Raw genomic sequence first — 10,884 nt, 5'->3', positions numbered from 1 at the left:
TAAAATGCAGGAAAATATTACACATCTCGCAGAGGAAGTGATCAGGGAAGGAGAAGAAGACTGGGTGATGGTCGACTTCCTCATCGGGGTTTCCGAAGATCATGCCGATGCGAACGGGGGCGACTTCCGCGAAATTTCCGTCGCACTCCTGCGCGAGTTGCTGGACGATGGACTCATGGAAATCGGCGATCTCGGTGAAAGTGGCTTCGAAGCGTGGAGCGAATCCACCGACGACGCCATCGCAAAATTCAAAGAGGGTTGCGAATCTCTCAATTGGCGACCTATGGGTGGCCTGTGGTGGCTCGCAAACACGGAAAAAGGCGCGCAATGGCTGCATGGCGGGCGACGCTGAACGGCATTCCCTCCACTCCGATGCGACCCAGGGTCAGCGGGACGGCAGCGCAGGGGCCGAGAGGCTGATGTCGCGGGCTTCCGCAGCGCCACCGCCGCGCAAGTCAGTGCGACTGGGGTGCCGGTGTGCAGCAGGGCTCCGACCGTGACGGGGTCGCGGGGGCGGGTGTGGACTTCGTGTCGGACCTGCCGGAAGGAGTCCTTTACAGGAGCGAGTCAAACCGCAGGCAGCCAGGAGAACACTTCCTCAAGCCCCGGCCCAAAGGGGAAAGATAAAGGTGCCGCAAAGGATTCATACCACCAGGTCCGAGGTCGCCCTCTCCTCCCTCACCGAGGAAGAATTCAACGCCATCAAGGAGTGGGACGACGGCCGACTGCGACTCGAAAAGAGCAGAGTAGCGCCGCAGGTGGCTGCTCGTATGACCATCCCAGCGAACTCCATTTTTCACATGATGCGAGAATGGGAAATCATGGTCGTGTCGATGGAGGCGGACTGGAACATGGAAGCGCGGCCGCTGCTCGACGACTACCTGCACGCACTGGAGAGCAGAGCTGCACTGGAGAAAGCGCTGGATGAACTTCACCCCCTTCAGGGGGAGACGCTCACCCAGACGCTTGATTCCCTGGATCAGGATTTCCTGGAATGCACCGAGGAGGCAGGGAAGACCGGCGCAGGAGCACTGGAAAAATGGCTGGATCCCCTGCCGAAGCGCCCACCCGAGTGGCTGTGGAAGCGCTGCCCACGGGTATGCCCATGGTGAGCGCAAAGGAGTGAGGGGAGGCGGCTCTCCCGGATCCACGGGCAAGCGAACTTGAGACCGGACCCAGCTGATGAACGCTCCCATGCTCGAGGTAACGGGATGACCGACGAAGGCCACCCTGCCACAATCCACACATCCACGGGCACGTATCGGGGGTGGCAGCTCTCGTGAGAGCGGTGTCGACGTCGACCTGGCTCTTCGCGTGCATGTATTGGCCTCCCCGTACGCCCTGAATATGTGGCGCACATGAGCAAAGAACACACCAGGCCAGATGGGCACTTGGAAGCCACCTGAACGTATCACCCACAAGCAATGGAAAAATAGAATCGAGAGGCCCCACACAGCCCCTCACTCGACCCGCAATAGATCACACCGTGGAAGAATTTCTTGATTTCTACGCCGAGGTGCGCGTAATTGATTCCCCTGAGAGGCCCGAACTCGTGGGCTCTGTCGGAGCAGTTCTAGGAATCACCGAAAATAGCACCCCAGCCGCACATCCGTCCTACGCCGTGATGCTGGACAACTACGACCGAGTAATTCAATTCAATTACAGTCAGCTATCACCTACAGGTCACACGAGAGATCAAGAAGACTATTATTAGCGGTACCTGTTCGCATTTCCGGAACCGCCGAGTTCACGGAAGAGGAGCATGCGAGGCGTCGAGGCCCTGGACAGCCTGTGGGCGGAGTACTGCCTTCCGTTCTGTGACGCCCTGTATGTGCGCCAGGGCGAGCAGGCGCGGGCCTATGGCGTCTCGTACGACTCCGACCGGCCCGGGGGCCTGGCGGTCGGGGAGTCCTTCGACCTCGCGGCGGAGTTGGCCGAGGACCCGGAGCGGGTCTCCTGGGTGGACGGGCAGCGGGAGGTGGAGCTGCCCGGTGGGGGACTCCTGTGGGCCGGCGAGGGTGACCAGGGGTCGCAGGGGTTCTTCGCACGCCTCGCCGAGGACGGAACCCTGGTGTGGGCGGTCTTCCTCACGGAGTCCAATCCGTTCACGGAGATCCGGCTGGTCGGGCGCGGGGCGACGTTCACCTCGACGGCCGGGGTCGCGGTCACCGTGGACATCGACGACCCCGCCCGACGCTGACAGGGCATTCGCGGAGCCCCGGCCCGACCGGCCGACGACCGTTGTCGCGTCGGGCACCTCGCTGAGTCCGGCGAAGCTTCCCCTGCCGCTGGACGACGTGGAGCTCCAGGTGCGGGACCTCGCGGGGAGGTCGAGTACCCCGGCGGCCTGGGCCGCCCCCGCGCTCATCCGGCCGGGCCGCGCCAGTGGTAGAGGTGTACCGGGCGGCCGGTCTCGCCGTGTCTGAGGCGGTGGCGGACCAGCCCGGCGCTCTCCAGGAGTTTGAGGTAGCGCTGTGCGGTCTGGCGGCTGAGGCCGGCGCGGTCGGCGACTTCCTGGGCCGAGAGGGCGTCCGGGGCGCTGTGCAGCACCTCCCGCACCAGGTCGGCCGTCAGGACGGAGTGACCCTTGGGCAGGGTCTCCGCGGAGCCGGGCGGGGTGGGGGCGCCGAAGACGCGGTCCACCGTCTCCTGGGTGGCGCCGGACCGCGGGGCCGTCGCCAGTTCGTGGCGGAGAGCGGCGTAGCTGTCGAGCTTGCCGCGCAGATGGGCGAAGGTGAACGGCTTCACCACGTACTGCAGTGCGCCGTGCCGTTGGGCCGCCCGTACGGTCGCGGTGTCGCGGGCGGCGGTCACCATGATGACCTCCGTCTCCACGCCGAAGTCGTGCAGGCGGCGGAGGAGGGTGAGCCCGGACTCGTCCGGCAGGTAGTGGTCGAGCAGCACCAGGTCCACCGGATGCCGACGCAGGAAGCGCAGCGCGGCGGCCGCGCTGTGCGCGGTTCCGGCGACGCGGAAGCCCGGGACCTTGGCCACATAGGCGGCGTTGATCCGGGCCACGTCCGGGTCGTCGTCGACGACCAGCACGTCGATCATGTCCGGGATCCCGGGTCGGATTCGGCTCCGGTGCGGGCGTCGGCTTCCGCGGCGGTCCCCGGTGGGTCGCCCTCCGGCGGTAGCCGATCCGCTGCCGCCGAGCCGGCCGCGGGGTGGACGGCAAGGGCTTCCGCGGGTGCGCCCCCGTGGACGCGGACCGGGGAGCCCGGCGGCGCGTGGGCGGTGTCCGTCAATGCCTCCGGCAGGACGACGCGGAACTCGGCGCCGCCCCCGGCCCGCGTGTCGTCCCCGGCCCGCGTGTCGTTCGCGGCGGCGCCGACCCGTACCTCGCCGCCCGCGCGCTCCGCGAACCGGCGGATCAGGGCCAGGCCGAGACCTCGGTGCGCCGTGCCCCCGCTCTCCTCGTCGCCGTCCACACCGCCGTCCGCGGGGGCCTTCGTGGACCAGCCCTCTTCGAACACCAGCTCCCGGTGCGCGGCGGGGACGCCCGGGCCGGTGTCGCGTACGGCGAGCACCACCGTGCGATCGCCCTCGGTGCGCAGCTCGACCTCGACCGCCGGTTCCGCGCTGCCCGCCGGTTCCGCGCTGCCCGCCGCGGCGTCCAGCGCGTTGTCCACCAGGTTGCCGACGACCGTGACCAGGCCGCTCGGGTCGGCCAGCCGGTCGGGCAGGAGGGAGTCGGGGTGGAGGCGGAGCGCGACGCCGCGTTCGGCGGCCACCGCCGCCTTGCCGACCAGCAGCGCCGACACCAGGGGGTCGTGCACGCGCTCGGTGACCTCTTCGGCCGTGGCGCGGTGCACTCCCAGCGCCTCGGTGACGTACCGCGCGGCGTCCTCGTGCAGGCCGAGTTCCAGCAGGCCGAGCAGGGTGTGCAGCCGGTTGGCGTGCTCGTGGTCCTGGGCCCGGAGGGCGTCGAGCAGGCCGCGGGTGCCTTCGAGTTCGCGGCCGAGGCGTTCGAGTTCGGTGCGGTCCCGCAGGGTGGCGACGGCGCCGCCGTCCGCGGTGGGCATCCGGTTGGCGACCAGGACGCGGGAGCCGCGCACGGTGACCAGGTCGCGGCCTGCCACCCGGCCGGAGAGCACGTCGGCTGTCCGGCCCGCACCCAGGGCCTCGGTCACCGGGCGGCCGAGCGCGTCGTCACCGAGGCCGAGGAGCCGCCGGGCCTCGTCGTTGACGAGCCGTACCCGGTCGTCCGCGTCCAGCGCCACCACGCCTTCGGCGAGGCCGTGCAGCATCGCCTCGCGCTCGGCGAGCAGCGCCGAGATGTCGGAGAAGGCGAGCGCGTGGGTGCGCCGCCTCAGCCGCCGGGCGAGGAGGTAGGCGGCCAGCGCTCCCACGGCCAGTGCGCCGCCCGCGTACGTCAGCAGTTTGGGGACGAGCGCCAGCAGGCTCTCGCGGACGTTCGCGTAGTCGATGCCGACCGAGACCGCGCCGATGATCCGGCCGTCGGCGTTCCGCAGCGGGGCCTTGCCGCGTGCGGTACGGCCCAGGGTTCCCTCGTCGATCTGGGCGACGTCCCGGCCCGCCAGCACCGGTCCCGGGTCGGTGGAGACGTGCCGGCCGAGGGCCGAGGGCGAGGGGTGGGACCAGCGGATACCGCGCTCGTCCATGATCACCACATACTCGGCGCCGGTGGCGCGCCGGATGCGTTCCGCCTCGGTCTGCAGGGGGCCGTGCGGGCTGGGTCGCTCGGCGGCGTGCGCTGCGGCGGTCAGCTCGTCGGCCAGCCCCGGCCGGGCCGCGGTGGTCTGGGCGATCGCGAGGGCGCGGCGGGTGGCCTGATGATCGAGCTGATCGCTCAGCGGGGCCAGGAACACTCCGCTGACCAGCGCGGTCACGCCGACGACGAGAGCGAGCTGGGCCGTCAGCACATGCGAGGAGACGCGGCGTGGTGATCCGACGCGCATCCGCCCCGCCTCCTCTCGTCCGGTCTGTCCCGTCGGCCGTTCGTCCGGTCCGGCTGCCCGATCCGGTCGTCCGGACCCACCGGGTTCCCCGGCCGGGCCCGTCCCTCGGGTCCCGCTGTACTCGTCCGGTCCCGGACTCCGGCTCCGCAGGGCGCGGCGCCGGTTCCGCAGGGCCCGAGCCGTCCGTCCGCCGCGGCCGGTCCTGTCCGGAATCGGTTCTTCCGGACACTTCTTGCCAGGAAGGGTAGAGGACGACCGCGGCGGGGTGTCCAGGAGAGCCCGGCTACATGATCCCGAAGAGCAGTCCCGCTCCCAGCACCGTCAGCGAGGTCAGCACCGCCCACTTGATCGTGAACCGGGTGTGCTCCCCGAACTCGACCTTCGCCATCCCGACCAGGACGTAGACCGCCGGGACCAGCGGGCTCGACATGTGCAGCGGCTGGCCGACGAGCGAGGCGCGGGCGATCTCCAGTGAACTGACCCCGTGCGCGGCCCCGGCCTCGGAGAGGATCGGGACGATGCCGAAGTAGAAGCCGTCGTTCGACATCAGGTAGGTGAACGGGATGCTCAGGATCGCGGTGACCACCGCCATGTGCGGCCCCAGCGCGTCGGGGATCGCGCCGACCACGGTGCGCGCCATCTCGTCCACCATGCCGGTACCGGTCAGTACGCCGGTGAAGACGGCCGCGGCGAAGACCATGCCCGCCACGTTGAGCACGTTCTCGGAGTGCGCCGCGATACGGGCCTTCTGGTCGGCCATGTCCCGGAAGTTGACCGTCAGCGCGACCGCCGCACCCAGCAGGAACAGCACGGGGATGGGGAGGAGCTGGGTGATCAGCAGGGCCAGGAGGGCGACGGTGAGGGCCGCGTTGAACCAGTAGAGCCTCGGGCGCAGCGTGGACCGGTGCGGGTCGAGCACCGCGGCCCCGCCCGCCGCGCTGCCGGAGGGTGCGGCATCGCCGCCGGTGCCAGGGTGCGCGGCGCCGCCGCTGCCCGTACCGGAGTGTGCGCCGCCGTCCGCGTCCCGGGGCCGGTCGCCCGGGCCGCCGGGGCCCGCAGCGCCGCCGCCGGGCCGCACCTTGCTCAGCGAGACCCGTCCGGCGCCCGCCCGGGTCCCCGCTCCCGCGCCCACCAGTACGGTCTCCGCCTCGACGCCGGTCCCGGACCCGGCGTCGGCGTCGGCGTCGGCGTGGCCGCGCTCGTCCCGCTCGTCCGCGCCGGCCCCGGACGCACCGGCCCCGGACAGCAGGCCGAGGCGGCGGCGCTCCCGCAGGCCGAGGGCGTAGGAGAGGACCAGGACGCACAGCAGACCGACGGCGAGCGCGGGGATCATCGGGACGAAGATGTCGCCGGCGTCCACGTGCAGCGCGGTCGCGGCCCGCGCGGTGGGTCCGCCCCAGGGGAGGGTGTTCATGACGCCGTTGGCGGTGGCGGCGACACCGGTCAGCACGACGACGCTCATCCCCAGTCGCCGGTAGAGCGGCAGCAGCGCGGAGACCGTGATCATGAAGGTGGTCGAGCCGTCCCCGTCCAGCGAGACGATCGCGGCGAGCAGGGCCGTGCCCATCACGATCCGCAGCGGGTCGGCTCGGCAGAACCGCAGGATGCCGCGGACGATCGGGTCGAAGAGACCGACGTCGATCATGACGCCGAAGTAGATGATGGCGAACATCAGCATGGCGGCCGTGGGTGCGAGGTCGCCGACGCCGTCGAGGACGTACTCGCCCAGGTGCGCGCCCTGACCGACCAGCACGCAGAAGAGCGCGGGGATGAGCACGAGCGCGGCGATGGGGGACATCTTCTTGGCCATGATCAACACCAGGAAGGTGGCGATCATGACAAATCCGAGGATCGTCAGCATGGAAAAACCAATCTCTCGCCCGCCGTGACGCGGCGGGGGAAGCCGCCCGCGCCCCTGCCGTGACGCGGCGGGGGCCCGGTGCCCGGTGACGGAGCGCCCGGTGGCGGCCCTGCGACGGGCCCCGGCGCCCTGCGGTCGCCCGACGGTATGCAGCGCCGACTCGCCGTCACAAGGGCGTCATCCGCGAGCAATATGCGCGAAACCCCAGCTCACGCGGGGTGACCGGCGATCCCGGGCGGCGGGCGGCCGCGGCCGGTTCCGGGGCCCCGACCCCGCGGGCCCGGGCCGGGGCGGCGCCCGGTCGGCTGCGGCGGGTCCCGGTCAGGCGCGGGCGGGCCCGGGGCCGGAGCCGTCGAGCCGGGACATCGCCGGCCTGGTTGGACGCGGCGGCGCTGGGCACCCGGGGAGGGCACGCGGTGCGAGGGGAGTGAGAGGGCGTGCCTACGGAAACCATGGAAACCGTCCGCATCAGGACCGGCGGCGGAACGGTGCTCACCGGCGATCTCCAGGTGCCGGACCGAGTGACCGGCGCGGTGCTGTTCGCACACGGGAGCGGCAGCTCGCGCTTCAGTCCCCGCAACCGCGCGGTCGCTGCCGCGCTGCGCGAGGAGGGGCTGGCCACCCTGCTGCTGGATCTGCTGACCGAGGACGAGGAACGGATCGACGCCGCGACAGCGGAGCACCGGTTCGACATCCCGCTGCTCGGCCACCGTCTGGTGGCAGCCGTCGACGAACTGACCCGCCACGGGCGGACGGCCGGGCTGCCGGTCGGCCTGTTCGGGGCGAGCACCGGGGCGGCGGCGGCGCTGACGGCCGCGGCCGAGCGGCCGGACACCGTGTACGCGGTGGTCTCCCGCGGAGGTCGGCCCGATCTGGCGGGCGACACCCTCCCGCAGGTGCTGGCCCCGGTGCTGCTGATCGTCGGAGGTGACGACCACCAGGTGCTGCGGCTGAACGAGGCCGCCGCCGAGCGGCTGCGCGCCCCGCACCGGATCCACATCGTCCCGGGCGCCACCCATCTGTTCGAGGAGCCCGGAACCCTGGAGGAGGTCGCGCGGGTGGCGGCCGGATGGTTCGCGCTCCCGCCCACCACGGACGGCGAGTGAGAGTGCGGCCCGGAGCCGGCCGCACGCCGGTCGGGCGTCGGCCCGACGTCGGCCGGACGTCGCGAGAAGGGAGCCGAGATGCGTTTCGCAGACCGCGTCCAGGCGGGCCGCGAACTCGCCGCGGAGGTCAGCCGGTTGCAGCGGACCGAGGAGTTGCGGGACCCACTTGTGCTGGCGCTGCCGCGGGGCGGGGTACCCGTCGCCGCCGAGGTGGCACATGCGCTGCACGCGCCGCTGGACGTGCTCGTCGCCCGCAAGATCGGGCTGCCGGGCCGGCCGGAGTACGGCGTCGGAGCCATCGCCGGGGAGGATCCGCCGGTCTACGACACGACGGCCCTGGAGATGCTCGGACTCACCGCCGACCGGCTGTCCTCGACCGTGGCGCACGAGCGCACCGAGATGCACCGCCGCCAGGACCTCTACCGGGGCGACCGCCCCGAACCGCGGATCGAGGGCCGCACCGTCCTCGTCGTCGACGACGGGCTGGCCACGGGTGTCACGGCCCGGGCCGCGCTGCGGCATCTGAGGCGGCAGCGGCCGGCCCGGCTCGTCCTGGCGGTCCCGGTCGGTTCTCCGCAGGCCGTCAGGGACCTCAGCCGCGAGGCGGACACCGTGCTCTGCCCGAACCAGCCGGCCGTCTTCGAGGCGGTGGGCCTGTGGTACCAGAACTTCCCGCAGATCACCGACGCGGAGGTGACCGAGGCCCTGCACGCGACAACGGCCGGCTGAGGCCCACCGCGGGCCCGCACGGTCGGTCGGCCGATGCCTCCGCTCCGTATCAGCCGACAGTCGGCAGCACGCCCCGGACCGGCCCCTGAGGCCCCCGGTCGTCCCGGACGTCCGTGGTCGTGCGGGACGTCGGGGCCGCGGCGGTCGGGCCGAACCGCCGGTGGTGCGCGTACGCCGCAGCGGCATCCCGCGGGCAAGCCCGCGCCGGGGTGCCCGGAATCACACAGTGCGGGCACCCCGGCGGTGAGGTTCAGGGGCCGAGAGTCCTGCGTCGAGAGCCCGGCGCCGAGAGTCCGGTGCCGAGCGTGCTCGACGTTGCCGTCAGGCGGCTGCCGCGGCGCCGGAAGCGGCCGCCGGAGTACGGCGCGCGGTCTGCCCGGCACCGGTCGTGCGGCGGCTGCCGCGCCCGGTAGCGGCGCGCCCGGTCCTGCCGGTGCGGCCGGAGTCCGTCTCCGCGGGGCGGCGTGCGGCCCGGCGCTCGTGTTCGACCTGGCGGCGGACCCGCTCGCAGCTCTTGGACAGCAGCCGGGAGACATGCATCTGGGAGATGCCCAGTTCCTCGCCGATCCGCGACTGGGTCATGTCGCGGAAGTAGCGCAGGTACAGCACCTGCCGCTGGCGCTCGGGCAGTTCACGCAGGCACGGCTTGACCGCCTCCCGCGCCACGACCGTGTCGTACTCGGGCTCCGAGGCGCCGAGTGTGTCGGCGAGCGAGAAGCCGTCGTCGGCACTGCCCGCGACGGACGCGTCCAGCGACAGCGAGCGGAAGCTGTCCAGCGCCTCCAGCCCCGCGGCCACGTCCTCCTCGGACATGCCCGTGTGCTCGGCGATCCTCGCCACTGACGGCGGACCTTCCTCCAGGCCCGCGGTCAGCTCCCGCACGGCGTTCCGCACCTTGTTCCGCAGTTCCTGCACCCGCCTGGGGACATGCACGTCCCAGGTGTGGTCACGGAAATGCCGACGGATCTCACCGGTGACGGTCGGCACCGCGAACGGCACGAACGGCGTCCCCTGCGCGGGGTCGTACCGGTCCACCGCCTTGACCAGACCGAGCGCGGCGACCTGCTCCAGATCCTCCAACGACTCGCCGCGGTTGCGGTACTTGGCGGCCAGCCGATGCGCCATCGGCAGCCACGCCTCCACCAGGCGGCCGCTCAGTTCCTCCCGCTCCGGGCCCTCGGGGAGCGCCGCCAGCCGCGCGAAGTCCTCCGCGGTGTCGGGGGCGTCGTCGTGGCTGTGGCGGGTGCGCTGGGGCCGGTACCTCACGGGGCACATGGGATCGAACTCCTCCCGGTGTCGCTGACACGTGGACAACCGCGGGAGAAACGACCCGGGTGACACACCCGGGGGACCCAGGGGTCTCCTCCCGCGATGTGCCTGTACTCCCAAGCACGTGGGGTCTCGTGTATCCGACTCCGGCTCCGGTAAACACCCCGAACCTGTCAGGTGGACACCCGTTTTTCTCGGACTGCTTCACCGGCGGCCCGGAACTGCTCGCCGGATCCGGTGGCGGCGCGGGTCGCCGGTACAGAGGCGGCCACGGCAGTCCGGGGTTCCTGAGACCGTCCGGGGCTGCACGAGTCGGTACGGAGTTTGTGCGGATCTGTGCGGGACGGTCGGAGCACGCAGCGGCGGCGGGCCCGCGTGGAGGTGGGCGCGGGCCGGGGGCGTAAGGTCGGCGTCCGGCCATCTGCATCCATGTGGATGGCCGGTTGTTTGTCCTTACCCTCACCAGGAGATTCTCCGCATGACGACCGACAGCGCCACCGGTCCGCCCATCTACAGCAGCCTGATCGAGGAGCACGGTGACGTGCCCGGCGACGTACGCCAGGCCGCCGAGGCACTCACGCAGGAAGCCGAGCAGGCGGTGGACTTCTCGCCCGTGCACCACCGCCACCCCAGTACCGGAAGACCGGAGTCAGCCGAGCCCCCGGCGGGTGGTCCCGCTCCTGCCTCCGCTCCTGCTCCTGCTCCTGCTCCTGCTCCTGAGCAGCCGCGCCGCAACGCCCCGCCCGCGCCCAAGTCGCCAGCCGGGCTCTCCGGCCCGCGGCCCGGTCAGCAGCCCGGTCGTCCGGCCGCGGACCGGCCACAGGAGTACGCAACCGATTGACATCCTCCCGGCCCTAAAGGACCGGGATTCCTACTGCCCGCGTCTGCGGGCCTCGGTGGGTTCCTGCTTCAACGCGCTGCGCCGGTACGGGTACCGGTCTTACCTGCGCTCCACAGGCCGTAACGGCCAGTCCGGCCGCCTTCGCGACGTTGACCG

10 protein-coding genes are annotated in these 10,884 nt (G+C 71.6%); 6 read left to right on the top strand and 4 right to left on the bottom strand.

Annotation, left to right across the window (positions count from 1 at the left end; genetic code table 11):
- The first annotated feature begins 4 nt into the window (after nucleotides 1-4).
- The 3 genes from ACFYNS_RS26250 to ACFYNS_RS26240 all read left to right on the top strand — a co-directional run bounded on the left by ACFYNS_RS26250 (nucleotide 5) and on the right by ACFYNS_RS26240 (nucleotide 2,200).
- On the top strand, nucleotides 5-352 hold the full coding sequence (locus tag ACFYNS_RS26250) for a hypothetical protein (protein ID WP_360300828.1): 348 nt from the start codon (nucleotides 5-7) through the stop codon (nucleotides 350-352).
- Between the two features lie 277 nt (nucleotides 353-629).
- Nucleotides 630-1,112 carry a hypothetical protein gene (locus ACFYNS_RS26245; RefSeq protein ID WP_360300826.1) on the top strand — a complete coding sequence of 161 codons (483 nt, stop codon included), beginning with the start codon at nucleotides 630-632 and terminating at the stop codon, nucleotides 1,110-1,112.
- A 650-nt stretch (nucleotides 1,113-1,762) separates the two neighbouring features.
- Complete coding sequence (locus tag ACFYNS_RS26240) at nucleotides 1,763-2,200, top strand: hypothetical protein (protein ID WP_388605362.1); 438 nt, start codon at nucleotides 1,763-1,765, stop codon at nucleotides 2,198-2,200.
- A 164-nt stretch (nucleotides 2,201-2,364) separates the two neighbouring features.
- Here the strand turns inward: ACFYNS_RS26240 and ACFYNS_RS26235 are convergent, their stop codons facing one another.
- The 3 genes from ACFYNS_RS26235 to ACFYNS_RS26225 form a co-directional block, all read right to left on the bottom strand.
- The gene (locus tag ACFYNS_RS26235) at nucleotides 2,365-3,054 is read right to left on the bottom strand and encodes a response regulator (RefSeq protein ID WP_360300820.1); all 690 of its coding nucleotides are present in this window, start codon (nucleotides 3,052-3,054) and stop codon (nucleotides 2,365-2,367) included.
- Nucleotides 3,051-4,922: an ATP-binding protein gene (locus ACFYNS_RS26230; RefSeq protein ID WP_388605360.1), complete on the bottom strand. Its 1,872-nt coding sequence runs from the start codon at nucleotides 4,920-4,922 to the stop codon at nucleotides 3,051-3,053. Before ACFYNS_RS26230 ends, ACFYNS_RS26235 begins: the two co-directional genes overlap by 4 nt.
- Nucleotides 4,923-5,205: 283 nt before the next feature.
- Nucleotides 5,206-6,783, bottom strand: coding sequence for a CitMHS family transporter (locus ACFYNS_RS26225; RefSeq protein ID WP_388605358.1), 1,578 nt, complete (start codon nucleotides 6,781-6,783; stop codon nucleotides 5,206-5,208).
- Between the two features lie 452 nt (nucleotides 6,784-7,235).
- Here ACFYNS_RS26225 and ACFYNS_RS26220 point away from each other — a divergent pair, with 452 nt between their 5' ends.
- Complete coding sequence (locus ACFYNS_RS26220; RefSeq protein ID WP_360303322.1) at nucleotides 7,236-7,889, top strand: alpha/beta family hydrolase; 654 nt, start codon at nucleotides 7,236-7,238, stop codon at nucleotides 7,887-7,889.
- A 78-nt stretch (nucleotides 7,890-7,967) separates the two neighbouring features.
- A complete protein-coding gene (locus ACFYNS_RS26215) occupies nucleotides 7,968-8,618 on the top strand; it encodes a phosphoribosyltransferase (RefSeq protein ID WP_388605356.1) in 651 nt (216 codons plus the stop codon).
- A gap of 321 nt (nucleotides 8,619-8,939) precedes the next feature.
- Here the strand turns inward: ACFYNS_RS26215 and ACFYNS_RS26210 are convergent, their stop codons facing one another.
- Nucleotides 8,940-9,893 carry a SigB/SigF/SigG family RNA polymerase sigma factor gene (locus tag ACFYNS_RS26210; protein WP_360303316.1) on the bottom strand — a complete coding sequence of 318 codons (954 nt, stop codon included), beginning with the start codon at nucleotides 9,891-9,893 and terminating at the stop codon, nucleotides 8,940-8,942.
- 472 nt (nucleotides 9,894-10,365) lie between these two features.
- On the opposite strand from ACFYNS_RS26210, the gene ACFYNS_RS26205 reads away from it, so the two are divergent.
- A complete protein-coding gene (locus tag ACFYNS_RS26205; RefSeq protein WP_388605354.1) occupies nucleotides 10,366-10,728 on the top strand; it encodes a hypothetical protein in 363 nt (120 codons plus the stop codon).
- The last annotated feature ends 156 nt before the right edge of the window (nucleotides 10,729-10,884 follow it).

Source organism: Streptomyces sp. NPDC006925, assembly GCF_042869575.1.
GTDB lineage: Bacteria > Actinomycetota > Actinomycetes > Streptomycetales > Streptomycetaceae > Streptomyces.
Note: the sequence above shows the minus strand (reverse complement) of the source record. Positions and strands in the feature narration are given on the sequence as shown.

Bases quoted from the DNA above. Each gene is read 5' to 3' on its own strand.
- ACFYNS_RS26215 (WP_388605356.1), top strand. From the start codon at position 7,968: ATGCGTTTCGCAGACCGCGTCCAGGCGGGCCGCGAACTCGCCGCGGAG.
- ACFYNS_RS26235 (WP_360300820.1), bottom strand. From the start codon at position 3,054: ATGATCGACGTGCTGGTCGTCGACGACGACCCGGACGTGGCCCGGATC.
- ACFYNS_RS26250 (WP_360300828.1), top strand. From the start codon at position 5: ATGCAGGAAAATATTACACATCTCGCAGAGGAAGTGATCAGGGAAGGA.
- ACFYNS_RS26230 (WP_388605360.1), bottom strand. From the start codon at position 4,922: ATGCGCGTCGGATCACCACGCCGCGTCTCCTCGCATGTGCTGACGGCC.
- ACFYNS_RS26220 (WP_360303322.1), top strand. From the start codon at position 7,236: ATGGAAACCGTCCGCATCAGGACCGGCGGCGGAACGGTGCTCACCGGC.
- ACFYNS_RS26240 (WP_388605362.1), top strand. From the start codon at position 1,763: ATGCGAGGCGTCGAGGCCCTGGACAGCCTGTGGGCGGAGTACTGCCTT.
- ACFYNS_RS26205 (WP_388605354.1), top strand. From the start codon at position 10,366: ATGACGACCGACAGCGCCACCGGTCCGCCCATCTACAGCAGCCTGATC.
- ACFYNS_RS26210 (WP_360303316.1), bottom strand. From the start codon at position 9,893: ATGTGCCCCGTGAGGTACCGGCCCCAGCGCACCCGCCACAGCCACGAC.
- ACFYNS_RS26225 (WP_388605358.1), bottom strand. From the start codon at position 6,783: ATGCTGACGATCCTCGGATTTGTCATGATCGCCACCTTCCTGGTGTTG.